The organism is Metabacillus sp. KH_069 (assembly GCF_057838075.1).
On the sequence record NZ_CM174460.1, the window covers coordinates 633505 to 658874 of the forward strand.

Consider the following 25370-nt stretch of genomic DNA (forward strand, 5'->3'; position numbering starts at 1 on the left):
TTTTTCAGGAAAGAGGTGCATAGCGGATGTCTGAACATCAGTTAAAAGAAGCACTTGACACGCTGAAGCAGACCGGAGTGCGCATTACTCCACAGCGTCATGCCATTTTAGAATACCTTATTCAATCTATGACTCACCCTACAGCTGATGATATTTATAAATCTCTGGAAAGCAAATTTCCAAATATGAGCGTTGCTACGGTCTATAACAATTTGCGTGTTTTTCGCGAGGTAGGCCTTGTGAAGGAACTGACATACGGGGATGCTTCGAGCAGATTTGATTTTGTCACAACCGAGCATTACCATGTTATTTGTGAAAAATGCGGAAAGATTGTAGATTTTCATTATCCGGGATTAGATGAGGTAGAACATCTTGCTTCACACGTGACAGGTTTTAATGTAAGTCACCACCGCATGGAAATCTACGGAGTGTGCGGCAGCTGCGAAAAGAAAGAAACGCATTGATCAGACTGAATGTCTTTATAAGCATTCAGTCTTTTTTTGTGTAAAAAAATAAGCGGGGTGCACATCCTGCACTCCGCTTATTTATTCTACTGTTTTCCGATTGTACTTTTCATCAAAGTCTTTGCCTTCGAGATTTGGGTCCAGAGTCAGCGGCTCATTGCAGTACATGCACATATCAACCCTGCCGAGAATCTTCGTTGTTTTGCCGCATGAAGGGCATGTTACTTGGACAGCTTTAGTCGAGAGCATGCCGATCCAGAAGTAAACCACCGTGCTTCCTACTATAGATAATAACCCGAGCATCATGAATATTGTCATAACAATCGGAGAAGTTCTGAAGAAAATACCGATATACATAATAAAAAATCCAATAAAAACCAAGCTCAATGCAAACGTGCGGATTTTATTAATCTTGCTAGAATATTTCGCTGCCATTATTCCAACCTCCCGAATACCAATATAGCACAAATGTAAGGGATTTCGCAGAAAATATCCAAAGGTGCCTTAAATAAAAACGACAGGAAATCTCAGAAAATAATAGATTCTCTCTCATCATTCCCTTATAATTTTGAAGTGCTGTATTTGAAAGGGATTTTATCTCCTATGTAGAATTCTGATATATAGTCATAAATTAAATGGGGGAATCACAATGGAAAATCTTCTCCGTCCTATTTATCAAGAGAGAGCAAGTCATCCAGACACATTAGCAATCGTCATGATTGAAAAGAGAAACCAAACATCACCGCTTACAGATAACTTGGATGTCGCGCTGCTTGTGATTGTAAAAGAAGCTAAGCAGCCTGTTTATATTAAACATTATGAATTTGACAATCAAAAAGCTTCACTGAATATAGTGACTGATGAACAGATTCAGCAATGGATCCTGCTTGGAACGAACCGCCGCATTGTAGAATGGATTTTAAACGGGAAAGTTCTATTTGACAGAAATGAATACCTCGGCAAGCTTCTTGACCGTCTGAAAATGTTTCCTTTCTCAGAGCGCAGATTAAAAATCGGCCTCGAGTATGGCAAGCTTATTAGAAGATACTTGGAAGGCAAGGTGTTTTTTGAGTCAAAACAGTTCCTCGATGCATACAATCATATCGTGCACGCCCTTCATCATCTGGCAAGACTCGAAGTGATTGATCACGGATTTTATCCGGAGGTTACGGTCTGGAATCAAGTGAGACAGATGGAACCTCAGGTTTATAAGCTGTATAAAGAGCTGGTTGAAAGTGAAGAGTCATTAGAAAAAAGACTCGAGCTTCTCTTTTTGGCGAGTGATTTCCTGATTCACTCTAAATCAGAAATTGGAGCGGGACATCTGCTTGGCATTCTTTCTGAAAAAGAAGTATGGCATTATGCAGAACTTCTCGAGCATCCGGAAGCTAAATATTATTCGGTAGATTTAAGTGTGTTATTAGAGTTTCTTGTAGATAAAAATTTCGTTGAAGTTGTTAAGATTGAAACGAAAGGACAGAGAATTTTCCATCGCGGATATTCTGTTACAAAAAAGTATTGACTTTAGTTTTTTACGGTGATATATTAATAAGCGTCGCTGCTGAAGCAAGTTCAATCATGACGGCGCAGACAGCGACTTTCAACTAAAAAAACTTCTTAAAAAAATGTTGACACTGAGTTGACGAAATGGTATATTAAGAAGGTCGCTTCAAGAGCGAAAATGATCTTTGAAAACTAAACAAAACCAAAAGCGTACCAAACGTTTTAAATTTTAAGTCAGCAACAAATTGAGTCACAAATTTTCTTCGGAGAGTTTGATCCTGGCTCAGGACGAACGCTGGCGGCGTGCCTAATACATGCAAGTCGAGCGGACTTGCTGGAGCTTGCTCCAGCAGGTTAGCGGCGGACGGGTGAGTAACACGTGGGCAACCTGCCTGTAAGACTGGGATAACTCCGGGAAACCGGAGCTAATACCGGATAGTATCTTGAACCGCATGGTTCAAGTTGGAAAGACGGTTTCGGCTGTCACTTACAGATGGGCCCGCGGCGCATTAGCTAGTTGGTGAGGTAATGGCTCACCAAGGCAACGATGCGTAGCCGACCTGAGAGGGTGATCGGCCACACTGGGACTGAGACACGGCCCAGACTCCTACGGGAGGCAGCAGTAGGGAATCTTCCGCAATGGACGAAAGTCTGACGGAGCAACGCCGCGTGAGTGATGAAGGTTTTCGGATCGTAAAACTCTGTTGTTAGGGAAGAACAAGTGCGAGAGTAACTGCTCGCACCTTGACGGTACCTAACCAGAAAGCCACGGCTAACTACGTGCCAGCAGCCGCGGTAATACGTAGGTGGCAAGCGTTGTCCGGAATTATTGGGCGTAAAGCGCGCGCAGGCGGTTTCTTAAGTCTGATGTGAAAGCCCCCGGCTCAACCGGGGAGGGTCATTGGAAACTGGGAAACTTGAGTGCAGAAGAGGAGAGTGGAATTCCACGTGTAGCGGTGAAATGCGTAGAGATGTGGAGGAACACCAGTGGCGAAGGCGACTCTCTGGTCTGTAACTGACGCTGAGGCGCGAAAGCGTGGGGAGCGAACAGGATTAGATACCCTGGTAGTCCACGCCGTAAACGATGAGTGCTAAGTGTTAGAGGGTTTCCGCCCTTTAGTGCTGCAGCTAACGCATTAAGCACTCCGCCTGGGGAGTACGGTCGCAAGACTGAAACTCAAAGGAATTGACGGGGGCCCGCACAAGCGGTGGAGCATGTGGTTTAATTCGAAGCAACGCGAAGAACCTTACCAGGTCTTGACATCCTTTGCCACTTCTAGAGATAGAAGGTTCCCCTTCGGGGGACAAAGTGACAGGTGGTGCATGGTTGTCGTCAGCTCGTGTCGTGAGATGTTGGGTTAAGTCCCGCAACGAGCGCAACCCTTGATCTTAGTTGCCAGCATTCAGTTGGGCACTCTAAGGTGACTGCCGGTGACAAACCGGAGGAAGGTGGGGATGACGTCAAATCATCATGCCCCTTATGACCTGGGCTACACACGTGCTACAATGGATGGTACAAAGGGCTGCGAGACCGCGAGGTTTAGCCAATCCCATAAAACCATTCTCAGTTCGGATTGCAGGCTGCAACTCGCCTGCATGAAGCTGGAATCGCTAGTAATCGCGGATCAGCATGCCGCGGTGAATACGTTCCCGGGCCTTGTACACACCGCCCGTCACACCACGAGAGTTTGCAACACCCGAAGTCGGTGGGGTAACCGCAAGGAGCCAGCCGCCTAAGGTGGGGTAGATGATTGGGGTGAAGTCGTAACAAGGTAGCCGTATCGGAAGGTGCGGCTGGATCACCTCCTTTCTAAGGAATATATGAGGACGCTTTTGGTTTTTGTTTAGTTTTGAGAGATCATTCTCTCTATATGATAGAAGACAAATCTTCTGATTTGTCGGTTGTTCTTTGAAAACTAGATAACGTAATTGATAACAAGTAATTCACTGAGATTTACGCTTACCATAATTAGTGATTTTCTAGACATTTATGTCTAAACAAACAACGAAATGCGAAACGCATCTTAGATGCGGCTGACCATTTAGGTTAAGTTATGAAGGGCGCACGGTGGATGCCTTGGCACTAGGAGCCGATGAAGGACGGGACTAACACCGATATGCTTTGGGGAGCTGTAAGTAAGCTTTGATCCAGAGATTTCCGAATGGGGAAACCCACTGTTCGTAATGGAACAGTATCTTTATCTGAATACATAGGATATTGAAGGCAGACCCGGGGAACTGAAACATCTAAGTACCCGGAGGAAGAGAAAGCAAACGCGATTTCCCAAGTAGCGGCGAGCGAAACGGAATTAGCCCAAACCAAGAGGCTTGCCTCTTGGGGTTGTAGGACACTCTATACGGAGTTACAAAGGAACGGGGTAGATGAAGCGACCTGGAAAGGTCCGTCAGAGAAGGTAAAAACCCTGTAGTCGAAACTTCGTTCCCTCCAGAGTGGATCCTGAGTACGGCGGGACACGAGAAATCCCGTCGGAAGCAGGGAGGACCATCTCCCAAGGCTAAATACTCCCTAGTGACCGATAGTGAACCAGTACCGTGAGGGAAAGGTGAAAAGCACCCCGGAAGGGGAGTGAAAAGATCCTGAAACCGTGTGCTTACAAGTAGTCAGAGCCCGTTAATGGGTGATGGCGTGCCTTTTGTAGAATGAACCGGCGAGTTACGATCCCGTGCAAGGTTAAGTTGATGAGACGGAGCCGCAGCGAAAGCGAGTCTGAATAGGGCGTTTTAGTACGTGGTCGTAGACCCGAAACCAGGTGATCTACCCATGTCCAGGGTGAAGTTCAGGTAACACTGAATGGAGGCCCGAACCCACGCACGTTGAAAAGTGCGGGGATGAGGTGTGGGTAGCGGAGAAATTCCAATCGAACCTGGAGATAGCTGGTTCTCTCCGAAATAGCTTTAGGGCTAGCCTCAAGTATGAGAGTCTTGGAGGTAGAGCACTGATTGGACTAGGGGCCCTCATCGGGTTACCGAATTCAGTCAAACTCCGAATGCCAAAGACTTGCTCCTTGGGAGTCAGACTGCGAGTGATAAGATCCGTAGTCAAGAGGGAAACAGCCCAGACCACCAGCTAAGGTCCCAAAGTATACGTTAAGTGGAAAAGGATGTGGAGTTGCTTAGACAACCAGGATGTTGGCTTAGAAGCAGCCACCATTTAAAGAGTGCGTAATAGCTCACTGGTCGAGTGACTCTGCGCCGAAAATGTACCGGGGCTAAACGTATCACCGAAGCTGTGGACTGTTCTTACGAACAGTGGTAGGAGAGCGTTCTAAGGGCGTTGAAGCTAGACCGTAAGGACTGGTGGAGCGCTTAGAAGTGAGAATGCCGGTATGAGTAGCGAAAGAGGGGTGAGAATCCCCTCCACCGAATGCCTAAGGTTTCCTGAGGAAGGCTCGTCCGCTCAGGGTTAGTCGGGACCTAAGCCGAGGCCGAAAGGCGTAGGCGATGGACAACAGGTTGATATTCCTGTACCACCTCCTCACCATTTGAGCAATGGGGGGACGCAGGAGGATAGGGCAAGCGCGCTGTTGGATATGCGCGTCCAAGCAGTTAGGCTGAGAAGCAGGCAAATCCGCTTCTCATATAAGGCTGAGCTGTGATGGCGAGGGAAATTTAGTACCGAAGTTCCTGATTCCACACTGCCAAGAAAAGCCTCTAGCGAGGTGAGAGGTGCCCGTACCGCAAACCGACACAGGTAGGCGAGGAGAGAATCCTAAGGTGAGCGAGAGAACTCTCGTTAAGGAACTCGGCAAAATGACCCCGTAACTTCGGGAGAAGGGGTGCTTTTTAGGGTTCATAGCCCTGAAAAGCCGCAGTGAATAGGCCCAGGCGACTGTTTAGCAAAAACACAGGTCTCTGCGAAGCCGCAAGGCGAAGTATAGGGGCTGACGCCTGCCCGGTGCTGGAAGGTTAAGGGGAGAGGTTAGCGCAAGCGAAGCTTTGAACCGAAGCCCCAGTAAACGGCGGCCGTAACTATAACGGTCCTAAGGTAGCGAAATTCCTTGTCGGGTAAGTTCCGACCCGCACGAAAGGCGTAACGATCTGGGCACTGTCTCAACGAGAGACTCGGTGAAATTATAGTACCTGTGAAGATGCAGGTTACCCGCGACAGGACGGAAAGACCCCGTGGAGCTTTACTGTAGCCTGATATTGAATTTTGGTACAGCTTGTACAGGATAGGTAGGAGCCTTGGAAGCCGGAGCGCCAGCTTCGGTGGAGGCATTGGTGGGATACTACCCTTGCTGTATTGAAATTCTAACCCACAGCCCTGATCGGGCTGGGAGACAGTGTCAGGTGGGCAGTTTGACTGGGGCGGTCGCCTCCTAAAATGTAACGGAGGCGCCCAAAGGTTCCCTCAGAATGGTTGGAAATCATTCGCAGAGTGTAAAGGCACAAGGGAGCTTGACTGCGAGACCTACAAGTCGAGCAGGGACGAAAGTCGGGCTTAGTGATCCGGTGGTTCCGCATGGAAGGGCCATCGCTCAACGGATAAAAGCTACCCCGGGGATAACAGGCTTATCTCCCCCAAGAGTCCACATCGACGGGGAGGTTTGGCACCTCGATGTCGGCTCATCGCATCCTGGGGCTGTAGTCGGTCCCAAGGGTTGGGCTGTTCGCCCATTAAAGCGGTACGCGAGCTGGGTTCAGAACGTCGTGAGACAGTTCGGTCCCTATCCGTCGTGGGCGCAGGAAATTTGAGAGGAGCTGTCCTTAGTACGAGAGGACCGGGATGGACGCACCGCTGGTGTACCAGTTGTCTTGCCAAAGGCATCGCTGGGTAGCTATGTGCGGAAGGGATAAGTGCTGAAAGCATCTAAGCATGAAGCCCCCCTCAAGATGAGATTTCCCATCACGTAAGTGAGTAAGAACCCTGAAAGATGATCAGGTTGATAGGTCTGAGGTGGAAGCGCGGTGACGTGTGGAGCTGACAGATACTAATCGTTCGAGGACTTAACCACAGTCTAATAAAGTGTAACATTTAAGTGAATCTTGTTATCAAACGTTATCTAGTTTTGAAAGAATAACTTCTTTCGAAAAAAAAGCTTGAAATCTTCGGATTTCATAGTATAATAATTTTTGTCACTATGTCTGGTGATGATGGCAAAGAGGTCACACCCGTTCCCATGCCGAACACGGAAGTTAAGCTCTTTAGCGCCGATGGTAGTTGGGGGTTTCCCCCTGTGAGAGTAGGACGTTGCCAGGCTAGTGAAAATATTATTCCGCAGTAGCTCAGTGGTAGAGCTATCGGCTGTTAACCGATCGGTCGTAGGTTCGAGTCCTACCTGCGGAGCCATTTTGGAGAGCTGTCCGAGTGGCCGAAGGAGCACGATTGGAAATCGTGTAGGCGGTAACCCGTCTCAAGGGTTCGAATCCCTTGCTCTCCGCCACTATTTATATAAATGGCCCGTTGGTCAAGCGGTTAAGACACCGCCCTTTCACGGCGGTAACACGGGTTCGAATCCCGTACGGGTCACCAACATCATTTTCACTGCGGAGGATTAGCTCAGCTGGGAGAGCATCTGCCTTACAAGCAGAGGGTCGGCGGTTCGAGCCCGTCATCCTCCACCATCTTTACTGAATACAGCAGCACAAAAACTTCATTTATTATTGTCGCGGGGTGGAGCAGTCTGGTAGCTCGTCGGGCTCATAACCCGAAGGTCGCAGGTTCAAATCCTGTCCCCGCAACCAAATGGTCCCGTGGTGTAGCGGTTAACATGCCTGCCTGTCACGCAGGAGATCGCCGGTTCGATCCCGGTCGGGACCGCCATTCTTAATTAAAAAAGAATAAAATGGCTTGGTAGCTCAGTCGGTAGAGCACGATCGAATAAGCTTCGAAGCATAAGCATCAGCGCACAAATTGAGCTGCTCCTTGGCTAAGCTTACTGAAATTTGGGCGAAGGTTTCAAGAATGTATCATTATTGTACTACAAATTATAAAATGGCTTGGTAGCTCAGTCGGTAGAGCAAAGGACTGAAAATCCTTGTGTCGGCGGTTCGATTCCGTCCCAAGCCACCATTTACACTTAAATGCCGGTGTAGCTCAATTGGTAGAGCAACTGACTTGTAATCAGTAGGTTGGGGGTTCAAGTCCTCTTGCCGGCACCACTTACAGTGTGGAGGGGTAGCGAAGTGGCTAAACGCGGCGGACTGTAAATCCGCTCCCTCCGGGTTCGGCGGTTCGAATCCGTCCCCCTCCACCATTTTCATAAAAAGAATATAGGGGTATAGTTTAAAGGTAGAACAGAGGTCTCCAAAACCTCCGGTGTGGGTTCGAGTCCTACTACCCCTGCCAATTTAATTAATCTTATATAGTATAATGGCGGTTGTGGCGAAGTGGTTAACGCACCAGATTGTGGCTCTGGCATTCGTGGGTTCGATTCCCATCAGTCGCCCCTTTTTTTTACTTAATAGGGTTTTTATTTTTGTTTTGGGCTATAGCCAAGCGGTAAGGCAACGGACTTTGACTCCGTCATGCGCTGGTTCGAATCCAGCTAGCCCAGCCATTTTTCATTAAGAGTCATCTTTGTGCAGCTCCTGCATAAACTACATTACAAAGCGATTTGCGGAAGTAGTTCAGTGGTAGAACACCACCTTGCCAAGGTGGGGGTCGCGGGTTCGAATCCCGTCTTCCGCTCCAATAGTTGAGGCGGCATAGCCAAGTGGTAAGGCAGAGGTCTGCAAAACCTTTATCCCCGGTTCAAATCCGGGTGTCGCCTCCAATTTTTATTTATCACCCTTGCCGGGGTGGCGGAACTGGCAGACGCACAGGACTTAAAATCCTGCGGTAGGTGACTACCGTACCGGTTCGATTCCGGTCCTCGGCACCATCTTCATCACAATTTCATTTGCCGGTGTGGCGGAATTGGCAGACGCGCACGACTCAAAATCGTGTTCCTCTGGAGTGTCGGTTCGACCCCGACCACCGGTATCATTGAACAGTATGTCAAGCTGTCAAATTAACGTTTCTTACACTTTGTAAGGAACGTTTTTATTTATCTCCAATATACGATTTTTACAAAAATATCGTGTACATAAAATCGTGTGCGTACCAGTCATTAAACAAAGATAAATTTAAAATGGCATGAGTAGTAAAGGAAATTGATTTTAAAACAGCTTTTTCTTTATTTATTGATGATTGCCAAATTAGGAATCTAAGACTCAATTCAATATTACAGTTGGATTAACTTTATGTTTAAACATAAAAACACAAAACCCAATGTTTAATGCAAAACGAAAGCAGAGGATTTTTGTAGCGGTTAGAAACAAAAAAGGCTTACGAGCGCTCTCACTATATCTTATATTTTCAAATCCGTTACCTTCAAAGAAAATCATTGGAGGCAGGTTTTAATAACAACAATATTGGGGGTCAACTATGAAATATTCAAAGAAAGTTGTAATTGTTAGTCTTGGTTTAGGGTTAGCAATCGTAATCGGTGCAACCACTATTGTTCCAGCTGCTATTCAAGGAAAAGAAAAAGTTTCATATGAAGAACTTGAGAAGCAACTAACTTCAACTAAAAGAGAACTTAAAGAAACAAAGGCGGCTTTAGCATCTTGTGAAGCACCATCAGAAGCAGAAAAGCATGCTATGAATCTTGAACCTAATAAATCTTATAAAGTCAATGAACTTGGAGATTTTAAATCTGGAGAAAGAATTACCCCTGGAATATATATTGTGAAACTGGTAGATCCAAAATCTGAAGGAACTATTTATACATTCGCTGAAGGTTCAACTCAGGAATATGAAAATCACAAATCGTTCTCTATACTTGGTGGAATAGATCCTAACAATACAGTTAACGATACTTGGACTTTTGTTGTAGATCCTAACGATACTATTCTTTCAGATGTTCCTGTAAAGATGTTCCGAGCAAATTAATTTATACGAAATTCAATGAGGTCCTAGAAGTCCATTCTAGGACTTCTTTATTTTTTACCAAGTTTTAAAAAGAACCTCTGCTTGTCTATTGTTATTAAGAGTATTAGCGGTTCTTTTTAAAAGCTTTAAAATTTCAAGATGTGACCAAAGACCGTCTTGCATCGGTCATTTTTCCGCTAGGACAAGATTTTGTACCTGCATCTAGTCAAAATAATACACCATCTTAGTCAATTTAGTATCCCTATATAAGTAAGCGCTACCATTATAATAAAAGAAAGCGATTACAATAAAAGGGGTGGTGATACGGTTGGAAACGAAAATTCAAACGAATCCGGTAAGCACGAAATCTCATTTGGAGGCAGTACCTAAAAAGAAATTTAAGTTTAAGAGCTTACTAACATACGCTGCCTTTGTTGGACCGGCACTTTTATTTTTCTTAGTTATTCAAATTCTTCCGTTCTTAATGGGTCTTTATTATTCATTTACTTCATGGAATGGAGTCAGCTCGGCTGTTGAGTGGGTTGGGATTGAGAATTATAAGAAGATCTTTACGAACGATCCGGCCTTTTTTAATTCCTTTATGTTTACGACGAAATTTATGTTTGCGGCAGTTATTATTAGTAACTTAATAGGTTTTGCGTTTGCATTGATTTTAAATGCTGCGCTTAAAACCAAGAACATATTGCGGACCGTGTTTTTTATTCCTAATGTTATCGGCGGATTGCTGCTCGGGTTTATCTGGCAGTTCATTTTTGTAAAAGGGTTTGCTTCGATTGGAAACATGACAGGCATCGAATTTTTCAAAATGCCGTGGCTTGGGGATGAAACGACAGCGTTCTGGGGGATTGTCATCGTGTTTGCATGGCAGACCAGCGGTTATATGATGGTCATCTATATTGCAGCGCTTCAAGGTGTGGATAATTCATTGCTCGAGGCTGCGAAAATGGATGGAGCATCAAGCTTTACACTTTTAACAAAAATCATTATTCCGTTAATTTTACCGGCATTTACGATTTGTCTGTTCTTAACGATTTCAATGGCATTCAAGATCTTTGACCTGAATATTTCCCTAACAGGCGGAGGGCCATTTAATTCAACTCAGTCTGTAGCGATTAATATTTATCAGGAAGCCTTCCAGAACAATCGTTATGGATTAGGTACAGCGAAGTCCATTCTGTTCTTTGTAGTAGTGGCAATCTTTACTACTGTTCAGGTTATGATGACGAAGAAGAGGGAGGTTGAGGCATAATGGGCAGCCGGTATACTAGCAGAACGTTTATATTAGAACTGATAGCGATTGCCGTCGCGCTCATTTTCCTTATCCCGTTTTATTTCGTGCTGGTCAACTCAGTTAAGCCGTTTGCAGCAATCCTCATTGATGCTGCAGCTTGGCCGAAGGAATTCATGTTTTCTAACTATGCCAAGGTGTGGGAGATCATTAACTTCCCGCGCGCTTTCTGGAACTCCTTTGTGATTACCGTTTTCAGTAATATTGGGTTAGTTATCATCAGCTCGATGGCTGCGTGGAAAATGGTCCGCACGCCAGGGAAGTTCAGCAAGATTCTTTTCATTCTTTTCGTAGCTGCCATGGTCATCCCGTTCCAGACGGTGATGATTCCGCTCATGAAGCTTGGCGGCACGCTCGGAATCACAAATAGTATTCCAGGCTTAATCATGATGTACTTTGGATTTGGTGTTCCGCTGTCGCTGTTCTTATATCACGGCTTCGTAAAGACAGTTCCTGTGGAGATTGAAGAATCAGCGAAAATTGACGGATGCAGCGAGTTCGGAGTGTTTTGGAGAATCGTTTTCCCTCTTCTAAAACCGATTACTGTTACAGTCGTTATTTTGAACACGCTATGGATCTGGAATGATTATCTGCTTCCATTGCTTGTGCTTCAGGATGCAGAGCTGCGGACGATCCCGCTTGCAGCAAGCTCATTCTTTGCTCAGTATACGAAGCAGTGGGATATGGGTCTAGCAGCTTTAGTGCTCGGTATTACACCGGTAGTAATCTTCTTCTTATTCTTGCAAAAGCACATTATCAAGGGAATTGCTTCAGGCTCAATCAAGTAGATATAAAGTTTCTGCATTCATTGGATGTAATGGATGCAGAAAATTATATAATATTATAGTTATCAAGGAGGTCAAACCATTCATGAAACGCTTTCTGTTATTATGTATGTCTTTAGTATTCGTATTTGGTATTATGGCTGGCTGTTCTTCTAAAGAAACGGCTAAAGATGGTGAGTCAGGCGGAGATTCTAAGTCTGGTGATGAAGTAGTAACGCTTAATTTCTTCCAGTTCAAAGTTGAAATTGCGGATCAGCTTCAAGCGATGATTAAAGAATTCGAAGCTGAGCATCCAAACATTAAAGTTAAGCTTGAAACAGTGGGCGGAGGTGCCGATTACGGTGCAGCGCTTAAAGCAAAATTTGCTTCAGGTGAAGAGCCGGATATTTTCAACAACGGCGGATTTAAAGAATTAGAGCTTTGGAAAGAAAAGTTAGCTGATCTATCAGGCGAGCCATGGGTTGAGCATGTTCTTCCAATCGGTAAAGTGCCAATGACAGATGCAGACGGCAAGCTTTATGGTATGCCTGTAAACCTTGAAGGATATGGATTTGTTTACAACAAAGATTTATTTGAAAAAGCGGGGATTACAGAGCCGCCTAAAACGATTGACGAGTTAAAAGAAGCTGCGAAAAAGCTTGAAGCTAAAAAGATCACTCCATTCTCTGCAGGTTATGGCGAGTGGTGGGTAATTGGACAGCATTTACTTAACATTCCATTTGCTCAGCAGGAAGATCCAGAAGCATTTATCGCTGGATTATATGATGGATCTGAGAAAATCGTTGGCAACAAGCAATTTAAAGAATTCAAAGAAGTACTTGATACAGAGCTTAAATATGCAAACGATAACCCATTAACAACAGATTACAACACTCAAGTAACACTTTTTGCTTCTGGTGAAACAGCAATGCTTCAACAAGGAAACTGGACTGAGAACATGATTACTGAAATCAATCCTGAAATCAACATGGGCTTCCTTCCAATTCCAATCAGCAATGATGAAAGTGCAGGAAACCTTCCTGTAGGCGTTCCAAATAACTGGGTATTGAATAAAAACTCAGAACATCTTGAAGAAGCTAAAACATTCTTAGACTGGATGGTTTCTTCTGAAACTGGTAAACGCTACATCACAGAAGAATTTGCATTCATTCCAGCATTTGATAACATTGAGCCAGCAGGTCTTGGCGATCTTGGAACGTCAATCCTTGATTACTCTAAGGAAGAGAAAACAATTCCTTGGACTTGGTTCAAATGGCCGGATGGAGCAAATAAAGAATTTGCAGCTGCTATTCAGGAATACGCTGCAGGCAAAATTGATTATGATACATTGCTTGAGAGATTCCAATCTTCATGGGATAACTTGAAGTAATAGACTGATGGAAAGCACACCTGTTATGGGTGTGCTTTCTTTTCATATAGGCTGTTTTAACTAAATTGGAGTGTTCAAGCGCGATTAAGTGTTGTAAAAAGGAATTAGCAGCACGAACTGAAGCGTTCAAGAATGATTAAGAGTTGTAAAAAGGAGTTAGCAGCACAAACTGGAGTGTTCAAGAGCGATTAAGTGTTGTAAAAAGGAGTTAGCAGCACGAACTGAAGCGTTCAAGAGCGATTAAGTGTTGTAAATAGGAGTTAGCAGCACAAACTGGAGCGTTCAAGAGCGATTAGGTGTTTTAAAAAGGAATTAGCATCACGAACTGGATTGTTCAAGCACAATTAGGTGTTGTAAAAAAGAGTTAGCAGCGCGAACTAGAGTGGGTAAGTGCCGATTGGCGCATCAAAAGGCTTATGCAACGCTAACTATAAAAATTTGCTTCCAAATACATTTCAATTTTCGACTGTCATGTAAAGCCATCCACAAAACCCTCTATCAACTCCAAAGGTATTTGCAGGAAGATTCCAAAAAGTTCTTTTAAGCCTATGAACCTAGTTATATACTAAAGAATAAGCGAGTCCCTGGAGGTCAGACCCCATGCTGAAGAGAAGCATCCGCAATAAGCTGATTATATTATTGATGATTACAACAATCGTGCCATTCGGCAGTTCCATTTTAATAACGTACTTATATACGAAAGGGTCGCTTGAAGACCAGGTTGTCAAAGAAAGCAGCAACCTGCTGTACCAGGGGAAAATCAACCTGGAAAGCTACTTGAATGAGCTCAACGGGCTGACCCTCTCACTATACAACAACCCGGATTTCATTAATTATTTGAGATCGCCTGATGAAAAAAATGACTATCAAAATGTGGGCATTGTGAAAAATGTGATGCAGACGATTCTTTATACAGGGGATACGATCAACGAGGTGAAAATCTCCTTTGCAAAAGATGACAGGGTGATTTCCGCAACGAAACGGTCGACTGTTGTATTTTCAACAAGCATTGAAGACGAAAAGAATGAGGCCTTCAACAGTGCTGAGCGCAGTCCCTACAACATGTATATCGAGCCAGTGTATGCAAGCCATGAGGACAGTCCGAGAAAAGGAAGAGACATCATCATGATGCACAGGGCCCTCACGAATGTTCCCGGAAGCGAAGTGCTCGGCTACATTACCCTTGGAATCTCTCCGGATACGATTATTGACATGAGCAGAAACTTGTACAACCGTGAATCAGAGGAGTTTTTTCTGCTTTCATCGGAAGGGGAAATGATCTACAGTTCAAAAGAAGAGATTTCAGACCATCAGAATGATCAGAAGTGGATAGACAGCATCATGAAAGCAGACAGCACATCAGGCACTCTGGAGTGGAAAGAGAATTCATTTAATGGCGTGATGATGTATGACAGGTTATCCGATTCCTCTGGAGGCTGGATTCTAGTAAAACGAGTACCATATCATATTCTATATGACAGCGCCTACAGCGTAGTGAAAATCAACATTCTTTTTGGTGTCATCGGGTTATCGCTCGTCGTGCTGGCTGTCTTGTTTGTTTCGTTTAAAATTACGTCTCCAATCCGAATTCTTCTGCAGAATATCGAACAGGTCGAAAAAGGGAATATGAAGATTGCCTCCCAGTCTTTTGGATCGGATGAAATCGGCATACTCGGCTCCCGCTTTCAGCAGATGATCGAGCGGATTAATCAGCTGATTACAAGGGAATACAAGCTTGAGCTTGAAAACAAGACAAATCAAATCAAAGTGCTTCAGTCACAGATCAATCCGCATTTCCTTTATAATGCTTTGCAGTCGATCGGGACGGTTGCTTTGAAAAACAAAGTTCCGCAAATCTATTCATTGATTACTCACCTCTCCAAGATTATGAGATATGGGATGAATATGGAGGAAGATCTCGTTCCGCTGAGCAAAGAAATTACCTACACAAATGCTTTTCTTCTTTTGCAAAAAGAGCGGTTTGGCGACCATCTGCATTATCATGTCGAGGTTGAGCAAAATGTTCAGCAAATTCTTGTCCCTAAAATGATTCTGCAGCCTATCATTGAAAACTACTTTAAGCATGGCTTTGATATCCGTGAAGGAATTGGAAGCATAGAGTTGAGGTGTTACAGGGACGAAAATGAGCTTGTGCTGAGAATAACCGACAACGGCTTTGGTGTTACACCGCAAAGGCTGAATGAGATTTACGAGCACTTTAGAGCGGATGCGCTGAATAAAAAAGGTCCGAAGACGAATATCGGACTGAAAAACGTCTATTCGCGGCTGAAGCTTTATTATGATCACAAAGCAAAGCTTTTTCTTGAAAATAAAGAGGAGGGCGGATTCATGGTCACCATGAGGCTGCCGGTCCAGCTGGAAGGTGAGAGAAATGAAGGCCATCATAATTGATGATGAAAAGCATGTGCGTGAAGGGCTCATGCTGCTCGCTGACTGGGAAAAGCATGGCATTGATACCATTATTGAAGCAGAAGACGGCGAAGAGGCTGCTGCGCTGATCACCGAGCACAGGCCGGAAATTATTTTTACAGATATGAGAATGCCGAGGAGGGATGGAATAAGTCTGTTAAAATGGCTTCATTCCTCTGATTTTGGCAGCAAAACGATTGTGGTGAGCGGGTATGATGATTTTGATTATATGCGAAATGCGATTGCGTATAAAAGCTTTGATTATATTCTTAAGCCGATTGAACCTGATGTTTTAAATGAAACGCTGGAACGGGCCGTTGCAGAATGGAAAGAGCAGGCCAGGTCAAGAACCTCTCAGGCTGAAGAAAGCCTTGTCATGAACGAAGTGAAGCCGCTTTATTGGGACAGGCTGTTGTCAGGTCTCTGTGCAAAAAAAGAAAGATCAGAATCTGCGGAAAAGAAAATTGAAAAAGAATTTGGCATTTCCATGTCGCTTGCGGAAAAAACGGTTGCCATTCTTCCTTTAAAATCAATTGTCATGAAATCATTCCAAGGTGATTATGAGCTTGCCTATTCGACCCTGACAAACATCTGCAACGAATTAGTAAGAAAGCAGAATGACGGTGTTTGTTTCCGGAACATCAACAAGGAAGAAGAGCTTGTTATTCTTTTTTGGAAGAATAAGAATGTAATGTACCTCGCAGAGGAGATCAGCTCATTCATCTATCAATCTCATAAAATCAATTGTATTCTTGCACTCGGAAAGAAATCGAATGACTTAAGCGAGGCTTACACATCTGCTGAGCAAGTATATATAAAACATCATTTATTGAGTCAGAAAAGGATTGTGACGGGTAACGAGACTGATTTAAAGCCGCTATTGCATCTGTTTGATTACTCAAACGAACTGAAATGGTCGATTAAATCTGGAAGTGTGGCACAGGCCGAAAAACAGCTGGAGCAGATTTTCATAAAGCTTGTTAATGAACATACACTTTCATTAGAGCAGATTAAACTCTGGGAAAGTCAATTTGATTTGCTGAGAAACAACTGGATGAAAGAATATGAGGTTCATCACCATCCTGTTTTTTATCAAGGCACGGATTATTGGAAGGAAGACGGTTCTTTTTCTTTTGAAAAATTTAAGGAAGAAAAGAAAAAAGAATTCAGCGAGCTTATTAAGCTTCTGTCCAATGTGAAGTATCAGAAAGAAAAAAACAACATGCAGCAAATTGAAGAATTCCTGCAGCAGCATTATCAAGAGGATATCAATCTCCAGGATATTGCCGACCGTTTTTTTCTGAGCCGCGAATACATTTCGAGGAAATTCAAACAGGATTATCATGCAACACTTACGGATTACCTGACAAATATCCGCATGGAAAAAGCCAAAAACCTGCTTGAGAATCCATATTTGAAAATATATGAAGTGGCCTATGGTGTAGGGTATCAAAATGAAAAGTACTTCAGTAAGGTATTTAAGAAACATGTTGGCCTTACACCAAATGAATACCGGCATTCCCTGACTTCTAAATCGTAAAAGACGATGGAGAAAAAACAGGATTCCTGTTTTTTCTTTATCCCTATTTCGACAAAATGTGATGTTTCCGGTTGAAGAAGGGTTCAATTTTTGCTATAATGACTTTATTATCTCTTGCGGGTGTAGTTTAATGGTAAAACTCTAGCCTTCCAAGCTAATGTCGTGGGTTCGATTCCCATCACCCGCTCCAATACATATACAACGCAGTGTTTCGTTTTTTGACAAACGGGGCATTGCGTTTTTTCATTTTTAAAAGAAAAAATCCCTCCCTGAAAACAGAGAGGAAATGCTATGTCCGCTGAATTATTTAACTAACCTGTACTTTCCATCCCCGCCATGAATCTGAATGAACATTTTCGTTAATGATGATAACATTTCATCTGCATTTTCATCATTCATGCTTGGCTGGAGATAGATCAAGTGAAGCGCGTTTGTCGTTTCTTCAGTGACAGCGGTCCGCTTTGAGTCCACATAAGGGCTTCCGAAGGGACCAGTATCATCTGATGAAAGCAGTTTTCCATTCATGGATACATCCCGTCCGTTAATGGCCATATAAACATCCGCTTCATTTCCAACCCTGATTTCAATCTTCCCTGACAGTTTATCCGCATCGTAAATACCGAATGGGATTTGGTGCTGCAGGGAGAAAAAGGTATTTAAATCGACTGCTGAATGGATAGGTTCAAGGTACTGCTGCTTTTGAATTCTGCGGTACAGCGCTTCGCTTGAAGGGCGATATCGCCCAGGATCTGTGCCAAGCTTTTTAAAAATGCTCCGCCATTCTCCAATCGGTTTAAGATCCTGTACTTTTTTGTCTTCCATTTCAAAGAAGATTGATTCCTGGAAGAGCCGCATTCTTCCTTTAAGCATTTGAGGAGATTCTGATACACTTATTGCTGTATACTCAATAACGCCCAATTTGAAATCAGGGAAATGCTGTTTGATTTCAGGGTTTATGGAAATTTCCATCATTTTATCCTCCACATTTTAATGAACTTATTTTACCATATAGGATAATGTCTTTTCGAAAATATGAACCGAAGGGAGGTGCAGGACATGAATTATGAAGAACTTAAGCAGGATATTCTTTTATTCAGCAAGAGCATCGGCATTGATAAAATCGGATTTGCACAGGCCTCTATTTTTGATGAACTGAAGCAGCGGCTTATTGTTCACGAACAAAATGGATACCAGTCCGGGTTTGAAGAGCCTGATCTTGAAAAGCGGACAAATCCCGATGTCCTCCTGCCGGGGGCAAAATCGATTATTTCCATTGCGCTTGCTTATCCATCCAAGCTGAAGGATGCACCCAGAAGCACGAAGGAAGATAGAAGAGGTATCTTTTGCAGAGCTTCATGGGGACAGGACTATCACCATGTGCTAAGAGATCGTCTGAATAAGCTCGAGGTATATATACGGGAGAGGGTTCCGAATGCTGAGCTTAAATCAATGGTTGATACAGGCGAATTGTCAGACCGGGCTGTGGCAGAAAGAGCGGGCATTGGCTGGAGCGGGAAAAACTGTGCGATCATCACTCCGGAATTTGGATCGTATGTATACTTGGGCGAAATCGTCACAAATATTCCATTTTCACCGGATACCCCAATGGAAGACCGATGCGGCAGCTGCACTATCTGTGTGGATGCATGTCCGACAGGCGCGCTTGTACAGGGCGGCCAGCTTGATTCAAATAAATGCATCGCCTTTTTAACACAGACGAAGGGCTTTTTAGCGGATAAATACAGAAAGAAGCTAGGCAACCGTTTATATGGCTGTGATACGTGCCAAACCGTTTGTCCCGAAAACAAAGGCAAGGATTTTCATCTTCATGCAGAAATGGAGCCGGACCCAGAGATTGCAAAGCCGAAGCTGAAGCCCCTGCTTACCATGAGCAACAGAGAGTTTAAAGAAAAGTTTGGACATGTATCTGGGTCATGGAGAGGGAAAAAACCGATTCAGAGAAATACGATTATTGCGCTCGCTCACTTTAAAGATCAAACCGCTATCCCTGAACTAATCCAGCTGATGCATAAAGATCCGCGTCCGGTCATTCGCGGAACTGCTGCTTGGGCAATTGGCTCAATTGGCGAGAAAGAAAGGCTGATCGACTTGCAAAAAGCTCTTCAGCTTGAAGAAGACGAAGAAGTCCGGAATGAAATCGAAAAAGGAATATCGCTAATAGAAGCGTAAGTTTCATACTTGCCAATCTCCTTTCATATGGTCTTACTAACGACAAATATGGCGGTGAGGCATGGATGAAAAATAATCTTTCAGCTGCAATAAAGGCGAAGTTAGAGCTTCTTATCAATAATCGGCGTGCTAAAGAACTTGATATTATAGAAGACAGCAAAGCGATGCTGCGGAAAAAAAAGATTCTGGAAGACCGGGATGTCGAAATATTAAAAGGAAATGCCTCCGTTCAATTGCTGGAGCTGGATAAAGTATCTGATCGGGAGCAGCGTGTTCTCTACCGGTGCCATTATAAATATTTTCATAAAGATAAGGAATCCTTTTATCTCGAAGAAAAAACGGAGAGCCGTATAGCTGAGTTCCAAAATGGAACAATCATCAGGGATTATAAGGTCGAGCATGAGTATGATGAACCTATTGCAGAAAGTGAAGATTCTTCAAATGAAAGAGTTTCTTTTTTCTACGACAGGCTCGCTGCCGTTCAATATGCTGAAAGATGGTGGAACACCCACAATCCCAAGTTTAAAAACTTCGATGTGAACTGCACGAACTATGTTTCCCAGTGTCTTCATGCTGGCGGCGCTCCAATGAGAGGGTACCCGGGGCGATCAGGCGGATGGTGGATGCAGAACAATATCTGGAGCTACAGCTGGACGGTTGCCCATTCCCTCACCCTGCATCTCGGAAATTCAAAAATAGGCTTGAGGGCGACAGCTGTACGCGCGCCTGAGGTGTTAATGCCGGGGGATGTCATCTGCTATGATTTTCAAGGTGACGGCAGGTTTGATCATACAACGATTGTTGTAGCTAAGGATCAGGCAAACATGCCTCTTGTAAATGCAAATACGTACAACAGCCGAATGCGTTATTGGGATTATGAAGACTCAACAGCTTACACGCCGAACATTAAGTATAGATTTTTTCATATCGAGGATGATTCAGGCTCTAAAAAATAATAAGTGGTATAATACGGGTAACAGATTTAGATGAGGTGAAGAAAGTGTCATTACATGTCGTACTCTATCAGCCGGAAATTCCGGCAAACACAGGAAATATTGCGCGGACTTGCGCTGCAACCAACACCACGCTGCATTTAATCCGTCCTCTTGGATTCAGAACGGATGACAAAATGCTGAAGCGTGCAGGACTTGATTATTGGGAATTTGTAAATGTTGTTTATCACGATTCCTTAGATGAGCTTTTTGAAGCCTATCCGCAAGGGGAATTCTACTATATAACGAAATTCGGAGAAAAACCGCATACAACATTTGACTACAGCAATCATGAGGAAGATACCTTCTTTGTTTTCGGGAAAGAAACGACAGGACTTCCGAAAGATTTAATTGCTGAAAATCTGGAAAGATGTCTTCGTTTGCCGATGACAGGAAATGTGAGATCCCTCAATTTATCAAACACCGCTGCGATTTTAATCTACGAAGCATTAAGACAGCAGAATTATCCTGGATTACTCAAAAAAACGACCTGAGACATGCTTCTCAGGCCGTTTTTTTTATGTTTATTTTTTCACGCCCGGCTTATCGTTGTACCCAGCAGTGAATATCGAAACTAGAAAAGTGATGCATACCCCTAAGATTAATGCCAATTTCATCGTGCTGATTCCTCCCTTATATGTAAATGATGACCCTTACATAGCTAGTCCTATTATATCTTATCCCTAATATCATGTGAATAAAAATGGGAACATTTCCTGAATTATCTTTTTTGTTTGATTTTTAACAGGGTGAATTCTTATCTGTCTGCCTGCGCTAAACAGTCGGTTCCGCTTTTCTCATTGTCCAGCTCCATCGCTCAACTCCTCGGCCAGAACGGATTCGTCATCAAAGGCAAAAAGCGCCTTTGACGCCGAATCCTTATCTGACTCCCGGAGCTAAACGAGCGATTCCGCATTTCACATTGTCCAGCTTCACCTCCTAGCCCCTCGGCCAGAACGGATTCGGCAGTAAAGGCAAAAAGCGCCTTTTCTGCCGAATCCTTATCTGTCTGTCGGGTCTGAACAGTCGGTTCCGCTTTTCTAAATTAAACAAGAATGTTAAAGGACATCCTCGCATAAAGTGTATTAATCGCGCTCAAGTATCACCAATGATGGAGGAGGTCCTTATGGATATCTTAAAAAAAATTGAAAAGTACAGAGAAGATGAACAGCGACTGAAGTGGGAAGGAACCTTCGTTGAGTATTTAGAGATGTTAAAAGAGAAACCATGGGTTGCACAATCGGCTCACTCACGAGTTTACAATATGATCAAAGATGCCGGTATAGAGGAAGAAAATGGATCGAAGCGCTACAAGTTCTTTGATCATAAGCTGTTTGGACTTGAAGAGTCACTGGAACGACTTGTTGAGGAGTACTTCCACCCGGCAGCTAAGCGGCTTGATGTCCGGAAGCGGATTTTGCTGCTTATGGGACCTGTCAGCGGCGGTAAGTCAACGCTTGTGACCATGCTGAAAAGGGGTCTTGAAACATATTCTCTTACGGATCGCGGTGCAGTGTATGCGATTAAAGGCTGCCCGATGCATGAGGATCCTTTGCATTTAATTCCCCACCATCTAAGAGAAGATTTCTTTCAGGAATATGGTATTCGCATTGAGGGGAATCTTTCGCCTCTAAACCTGATGAGACTTGAGCAGGAGTACGGAGGCAGAATAGAAGATGTGTTAATTGAGCGGATCTTTTTCTCAGAAGATAAACGGACCGGCATCGGAACGTTCAGCCCGTCAGATCCGAAATCACAGGATATTGCAGACTTAACAGGAAGCATTGATTTTTCAACAATCGCGGAGTTTGGTTCAGAGTCGGATCCGCGGGCCTATCGTTTTGACGGCGAGCTGAATAAGGCAAACCGCGGAATGATGGAGTTTCAGGAAATGCTGAAATGTGATGAAAAATTCTTATGGCACTTATTATCGCTCACCCAGGAGGGCAATTTTAAAGCCGGCAGATTCGCATTAATTTCAGCGGATGAACTGATCGTTGCCCATACGAATGAAACGGAGTACCGTTCGTTTATTTCGAATAAGAAAAATGAAGCTTTGCATTCCAGAATTATCGTGATGCCTGTTCCATATAATTTAAGAGTTTCTGAGGAAGAAAGAATTTATGAGAAGATGATCAGTGAGAGTGATGTCGCAAATGTTCATATTGCCCCTCACACGATGCGGGTTGCAGCCATGTTTACCATTTTGACCAGATTAAAAGATCCTAAGCGGGGCGACATCGACCTCGTCAAAAAGATGCGTCTGTATGATGGCGAAAATGTAGAAGGCTACAATAACGTCGATGTAGAAGAGCTGCAAAAGGAGCATGTGGATGAGGGAATGAGCGGGATTGATCCGCGCTATGTCATCAACCGGATTTCTTCGACCATCATCAGAAAAGAAATTCCTTCTATTAATGCGCTGGATGTCCTCAGATCTTTAAAAGAAGGATTGGATCAGCACGCATCCATCTCAAATGAAGACCGCGAGCGCTACTTGAACTTTATCTCCGTTGCGAGAAAAGAATACGATGATCTTGCGAAAAAAGAAGTGCAAAAGGCATTCGTTTACTCATACGAGGAGTCTGCCAAAACGCTTATGGATAACTACCTGGATAATGTGGAAGCTTATTGCAATAAGAACAAGATCCGCGATCCGCTGACTGGGGAAGAAATGAATCCGGACGACAAATTGATGCGCTCCATTGAAGAGCAAATTGGAATCTCTGAAAATGCGAAAAAAGCGTTCAGGGAAGAAATTCTTATCCGAATCTCTGCATATGCACGTAAAGGTAAACGATTTGATTACAACTCTCATGAGCGTCTTCGCGAAGCCATTCAGAAAAAGCTCTTTGCTGATCTGAAGGATGTAGTGAAAATTACAACATCCTCGAAAACACCTGATGAGCTGCAGCTGAAGAAAATCAATGAGGTTGTAAAAAGACTCATTGATGAGCACGGTTATAACTCAACATCTGCTAATGACCTGCTGCGTTACGTGGGCAGTCTGTTAAATCGGTAAACGAAAGCCGGGTAATTGTGCCCGGCTTTTTAACGTGGAAATGGGGAGGCTGAACGGTTTCCGTTCCGAGCGGAGAAAATTTCGACAAATGCTGTATCCCCATCCTTATTCAGGGTGCAGCCGGCCCAAGGTTTCAATTTGGATAATATCGGGAAAAGTAAAAATAAGACTGGAGGTGCTTACCATGACAAAAAGAAATGAAACAGAAACAGAAAATGGCTCAATGGTGCGCAATATGAAGGATTTAGTAGAGCATTCTAAGATCATGGAGCATATGAAAACCAATCAGGAAGTGAAAAAAAGCGGCAAAAAACCTGATCCTGCTCAGCATGAAGATAAAAAATAAAACTCTCTGATATGACTGTCAGAGAGTTTTTTTCTGTCCTTTTTTAAACCAAGACTATGCTTGATTAAAGGAAAATGCATATGTATGAAAACGGTTTCCTTCATCTACGCAAGATTAAAGCTCTTTGTTGAATAAACCGGTATGTACGTTAAATAATTATGCACAATGAAACTTGTCTATTTTTTATGAGGACCAGCCTAATTTTCTAAATTATTTGTCAATTATCTCTTTTTTCAGCATAGGATAGAGTAATCTAAACAATACCGAATCTAGACCCAAGGCTATTTTATGTATATAGGTGCAGTTTGGTGAATCTATTCCAAAATTATTTTTGGAGGGGGAGAAAATAAGATGATAGAAGGAAATGGGCGCAACTTTGTCATTTCGAATGAAGATTGGTCCCTCCATCGCAAAGGCCACGACGATCAAAAACGTCACCAGGAGAAGGTTCAGGAAGCTATTAAAAGCAATTTGCCAGATTTAATTACAGAAGAAAATATTGTGATGTCAAACGGTAAAGATGTTGTTAAGATTCCGATCAGGTCACTGGATGAATATAAAATCAGATACAATTATGATAAAAACAAACATGTTGGTCAGGGAGATGGAGACAGCAAAGTCGGCGATGTTGTAGCAAGAGATGGTTCTCAGTCAAATGCAAATGGTCCCGGAAAAGGGCAGGGCGCAGGCGATCAGGCCGGCGAGGATTATTACGAAGCAGAGGTTTCGCTGATGGAGCTTGAGGAAGCGCTGTTCAAAGAGCTTGAACTGCCAAACCTTAAGAGAAAAGAGCTCGATCAGATTGTTGTAGAAAATATTGAATTCAATGATATTAGAAAAACAGGTTTGATGGGGAATATTGATAAAAAACGAACGATGCTTTCTGCCTATAAGCGCAACGCGATATCAGGAGCACCGAAGTTTCATCCGATCTATCCAGAGGATTTAAAGTTTAAAACATGGAATGAAGTGGTGAAGCCTGAATCACGCGCAGTCGTTTTAGCGATGATGGATACAAGCGGATCCATGGGTATTTGGGAGAAGTATATGGCTAGAAGCTTTTTCTTTTGGATGACAAGATTTTTGCGCTCCAAGTATGAAAAAGTTGAAATTGAGTTCATTGCCCACCATACAGAAGCAAAGGTCGTCTCAGAAGAAGATTTCTTTTCAAAAGGGGAAAGCGGAGGAACAATCTGTTCATCTGCCTACCGGAAAGCACTGGAAATCATTGAAGAAAAGTACCACCCGAGCCGCTATAATATTTATCCTTTCCATTTTTCAGATGGAGATAATTTAACATCTGACAACGCCCGCTGCGTGAAGCTTGTGGGAGAACTGATGAAGGTTTCCAATATGTTTGGATACGGGGAAGTTAATCAGTACAACCGCCATTCTACTCTAATGTCCGCTTATAAGAATATCTCTGATGAAAGATTCCGCCATTATATCCTCAAACAAAAAGTCGATGTGTTTCACGCGATGAAAGGATTTTTCCGGAAAGATGAAGAGCAGATGTATGCATAGAAAAAGAGGACGAAACGTCG

Annotated in this window: 16 protein-coding genes, 17 tRNA genes and 3 rRNA genes; 34 read left to right on the plus strand and 2 right to left on the minus strand. The window is 43.5% G+C overall.

Annotated elements, in window-relative coordinates; genetic code table 11:
* Positions 1-26: 26 nt before the first annotated feature.
* The gene (gene perR / locus AC3ISE_RS03280) at positions 27-464 is read left to right on the plus strand and encodes a peroxide-responsive transcriptional repressor PerR (protein WP_070877016.1); all 438 of its coding nucleotides are present in this window, start codon (positions 27-29) and stop codon (positions 462-464) included.
* Between the two features lie 81 nt (positions 465-545).
* Here perR and AC3ISE_RS03285 read toward each other — a convergent pair whose 3' ends face one another.
* Entirely contained in the window at positions 546-899 is a 354-nt protein-coding gene (locus tag AC3ISE_RS03285; protein ID WP_070877017.1) for a YgzB family protein, read from the minus strand.
* Between the two features lie 214 nt (positions 900-1113).
* On the opposite strand from AC3ISE_RS03285, the gene AC3ISE_RS03290 reads away from it, so the two are divergent.
* From AC3ISE_RS03290 to AC3ISE_RS03420, 27 genes are all read left to right on the plus strand, one after another.
* On the plus strand, positions 1114-1986 hold the full coding sequence (locus tag AC3ISE_RS03290) for a nucleotidyltransferase-like protein (protein WP_309193876.1): 873 nt from the start codon (positions 1114-1116) through the stop codon (positions 1984-1986).
* A gap of 241 nt (positions 1987-2227) precedes the next feature.
* Positions 2228-3777 (plus strand): 16S ribosomal RNA (locus AC3ISE_RS03295).
* Positions 3778-4012: 235 nt separating this feature from the next.
* Positions 4013-6943, plus strand: a 23S ribosomal RNA gene (locus AC3ISE_RS03300).
* 129 nt (positions 6944-7072) lie between these two features.
* Positions 7073-7188, plus strand: a 5S ribosomal RNA gene (gene rrf / locus AC3ISE_RS03305).
* Together the 16S, 23S and 5S rRNA genes with 16 tRNA genes alongside form the textbook arrangement of a ribosomal RNA operon.
* Positions 7189-7203: 15 nt before the next feature.
* A tRNA-Asn gene (locus AC3ISE_RS03310) sits at positions 7204-7278 on the plus strand.
* Positions 7279-7282: 4 nt separating this feature from the next.
* A tRNA-Ser gene (locus AC3ISE_RS03315) sits at positions 7283-7372 on the plus strand.
* 14 nt (positions 7373-7386) lie between these two features.
* Positions 7387-7461, plus strand: a tRNA-Glu gene (locus tag AC3ISE_RS03320).
* A gap of 16 nt (positions 7462-7477) precedes the next feature.
* Positions 7478-7553 (plus strand) — tRNA-Val (locus AC3ISE_RS03325).
* Positions 7554-7596: 43 nt separating this feature from the next.
* Positions 7597-7673: transfer RNA gene (locus tag AC3ISE_RS03330), tRNA-Met, on the plus strand.
* Positions 7674-7676: 3 nt separating this feature from the next.
* Positions 7677-7752, plus strand: a tRNA-Asp gene (locus tag AC3ISE_RS03335).
* A gap of 173 nt (positions 7753-7925) precedes the next feature.
* Positions 7926-8001: transfer RNA gene (locus AC3ISE_RS03340), tRNA-Phe, on the plus strand.
* Positions 8002-8014: 13 nt separating this feature from the next.
* Positions 8015-8090: transfer RNA gene (locus AC3ISE_RS03345), tRNA-Thr, on the plus strand.
* 10 nt (positions 8091-8100) lie between these two features.
* A tRNA-Tyr gene (locus tag AC3ISE_RS03350) sits at positions 8101-8185 on the plus strand.
* Positions 8186-8203: 18 nt separating this feature from the next.
* Positions 8204-8277: transfer RNA gene (locus AC3ISE_RS03355), tRNA-Trp, on the plus strand.
* 27 nt (positions 8278-8304) lie between these two features.
* Positions 8305-8377, plus strand: a tRNA-His gene (locus AC3ISE_RS03360).
* A 36-nt stretch (positions 8378-8413) separates the two neighbouring features.
* Positions 8414-8488: transfer RNA gene (locus AC3ISE_RS03365), tRNA-Gln, on the plus strand.
* A gap of 59 nt (positions 8489-8547) precedes the next feature.
* Positions 8548-8622: transfer RNA gene (locus tag AC3ISE_RS03370), tRNA-Gly, on the plus strand.
* 8 nt (positions 8623-8630) lie between these two features.
* Positions 8631-8704: transfer RNA gene (locus AC3ISE_RS03375), tRNA-Cys, on the plus strand.
* A 19-nt stretch (positions 8705-8723) separates the two neighbouring features.
* Positions 8724-8812: transfer RNA gene (locus tag AC3ISE_RS03380), tRNA-Leu, on the plus strand.
* A 20-nt stretch (positions 8813-8832) separates the two neighbouring features.
* Positions 8833-8913, plus strand: a tRNA-Leu gene (locus tag AC3ISE_RS03385).
* A 444-nt stretch (positions 8914-9357) separates the two neighbouring features.
* Complete coding sequence (locus tag AC3ISE_RS03390) at positions 9358-9864, plus strand: hypothetical protein (protein WP_489223033.1); 507 nt, start codon at positions 9358-9360, stop codon at positions 9862-9864.
* Between the two features lie 307 nt (positions 9865-10171).
* On the plus strand, positions 10172-11113 hold the full coding sequence (locus AC3ISE_RS03395; protein WP_070879344.1) for a carbohydrate ABC transporter permease: 942 nt from the start codon (positions 10172-10174) through the stop codon (positions 11111-11113).
* Entirely contained in the window at positions 11113-11940 is an 828-nt protein-coding gene (locus tag AC3ISE_RS03400) for a carbohydrate ABC transporter permease (RefSeq protein WP_070879345.1), read from the plus strand. The genes AC3ISE_RS03395 and AC3ISE_RS03400 overlap by 1 nt, the downstream gene beginning before the upstream one ends.
* An 82-nt stretch (positions 11941-12022) precedes the next feature.
* Positions 12023-13306, plus strand: coding sequence for an ABC transporter substrate-binding protein (locus AC3ISE_RS03405; protein ID WP_133312194.1), 1284 nt, complete (start codon positions 12023-12025; stop codon positions 13304-13306).
* A gap of 600 nt (positions 13307-13906) precedes the next feature.
* Positions 13907-15718 (plus strand): cache domain-containing sensor histidine kinase, encoded by a 1812-nt coding sequence (locus tag AC3ISE_RS03410; protein WP_489223034.1) that lies wholly within the window; start codon positions 13907-13909, stop codon positions 15716-15718.
* Entirely contained in the window at positions 15699-17276 is a 1578-nt protein-coding gene (locus tag AC3ISE_RS03415; RefSeq protein WP_489223035.1) for a response regulator transcription factor, read from the plus strand. Before AC3ISE_RS03410 ends, AC3ISE_RS03415 begins: the two co-directional genes overlap by 20 nt.
* Before the next feature lie 116 nt (positions 17277-17392).
* A tRNA-Gly gene (locus AC3ISE_RS03420) sits at positions 17393-17466 on the plus strand.
* A gap of 113 nt (positions 17467-17579) precedes the next feature.
* Here AC3ISE_RS03420 and AC3ISE_RS03425 read toward each other — a convergent pair.
* The gene (locus tag AC3ISE_RS03425; RefSeq protein WP_489224254.1) at positions 17580-18245 is read right to left on the minus strand and encodes a B3/B4 domain-containing protein; all 666 of its coding nucleotides are present in this window, start codon (positions 18243-18245) and stop codon (positions 17580-17582) included.
* A gap of 87 nt (positions 18246-18332) precedes the next feature.
* Here AC3ISE_RS03425 and queG point away from each other — a divergent pair, with 87 nt between their 5' ends.
* The 6 genes from queG (at position 18333) to yhbH (ending at position 25350) form a co-directional block, all read left to right on the plus strand.
* Positions 18333-19466: a tRNA epoxyqueuosine(34) reductase QueG gene (queG, locus tag AC3ISE_RS03430; RefSeq protein WP_489223036.1), complete on the plus strand. Its 1134-nt coding sequence runs from the start codon at positions 18333-18335 to the stop codon at positions 19464-19466.
* Between the two features lie 65 nt (positions 19467-19531).
* Positions 19532-20422 carry an amidase domain-containing protein gene (locus AC3ISE_RS03435; protein ID WP_489223037.1) on the plus strand — a complete coding sequence of 297 codons (891 nt, stop codon included), beginning with the start codon at positions 19532-19534 and terminating at the stop codon, positions 20420-20422.
* 44 nt (positions 20423-20466) lie between these two features.
* Positions 20467-20952, plus strand: coding sequence for a tRNA (uridine(34)/cytosine(34)/5-carboxymethylaminomethyluridine(34)-2'-O)-methyltransferase TrmL (gene trmL / locus AC3ISE_RS03440; protein ID WP_489223038.1), 486 nt, complete (start codon positions 20467-20469; stop codon positions 20950-20952).
* 632 nt (positions 20953-21584) lie between these two features.
* A complete protein-coding gene (locus AC3ISE_RS03445) occupies positions 21585-23480 on the plus strand; it encodes a PrkA family serine protein kinase (protein WP_251625066.1) in 1896 nt (631 codons plus the stop codon).
* 184 nt (positions 23481-23664) lie between these two features.
* Positions 23665-23826 carry a hypothetical protein gene (locus AC3ISE_RS03450; RefSeq protein WP_154317796.1) on the plus strand — a complete coding sequence of 54 codons (162 nt, stop codon included), beginning with the start codon at positions 23665-23667 and terminating at the stop codon, positions 23824-23826.
* A gap of 351 nt (positions 23827-24177) precedes the next feature.
* Positions 24178-25350 (plus strand): sporulation protein YhbH, encoded by a 1173-nt coding sequence (gene yhbH, locus AC3ISE_RS03455; protein WP_070877215.1) that lies wholly within the window; start codon positions 24178-24180, stop codon positions 25348-25350.
* Positions 25351-25370 lie beyond the last annotated feature (20 nt).

Coding starts and splice junctions, on each gene's coding strand:
- perR (WP_070877016.1), top strand. CDS start 27: ATGTCTGAACATCAGTTAAAAGAAGCACTTGACACGCTGAAGCAGACC.
- AC3ISE_RS03285 (WP_070877017.1), bottom strand. CDS start 899: ATGGCAGCGAAATATTCTAGCAAGATTAATAAAATCCGCACGTTTGCA.
- AC3ISE_RS03290 (WP_309193876.1), top strand. CDS start 1,114: ATGGAAAATCTTCTCCGTCCTATTTATCAAGAGAGAGCAAGTCATCCA.
- AC3ISE_RS03390 (WP_489223033.1), top strand. CDS start 9,358: ATGAAATATTCAAAGAAAGTTGTAATTGTTAGTCTTGGTTTAGGGTTA.
- AC3ISE_RS03400 (WP_070879345.1), top strand. CDS start 11,113: ATGGGCAGCCGGTATACTAGCAGAACGTTTATATTAGAACTGATAGCG.
- AC3ISE_RS03405 (WP_133312194.1), top strand. CDS start 12,023: ATGAAACGCTTTCTGTTATTATGTATGTCTTTAGTATTCGTATTTGGT.
- AC3ISE_RS03410 (WP_489223034.1), top strand. CDS start 13,907: ATGCTGAAGAGAAGCATCCGCAATAAGCTGATTATATTATTGATGATT.
- AC3ISE_RS03415 (WP_489223035.1), top strand. CDS start 15,699: ATGAAGGCCATCATAATTGATGATGAAAAGCATGTGCGTGAAGGGCTC.
- AC3ISE_RS03425 (WP_489224254.1), bottom strand. CDS start 18,245: ATGGAAATTTCCATAAACCCTGAAATCAAACAGCATTTCCCTGATTTC.
- queG (WP_489223036.1), top strand. CDS start 18,333: ATGAATTATGAAGAACTTAAGCAGGATATTCTTTTATTCAGCAAGAGC.
- AC3ISE_RS03435 (WP_489223037.1), top strand. CDS start 19,532: ATGAAAAATAATCTTTCAGCTGCAATAAAGGCGAAGTTAGAGCTTCTT.
- AC3ISE_RS03445 (WP_251625066.1), top strand. CDS start 21,585: ATGGATATCTTAAAAAAAATTGAAAAGTACAGAGAAGATGAACAGCGA.
- AC3ISE_RS03450 (WP_154317796.1), top strand. CDS start 23,665: ATGACAAAAAGAAATGAAACAGAAACAGAAAATGGCTCAATGGTGCGC.
- yhbH (WP_070877215.1), top strand. CDS start 24,178: ATGATAGAAGGAAATGGGCGCAACTTTGTCATTTCGAATGAAGATTGG.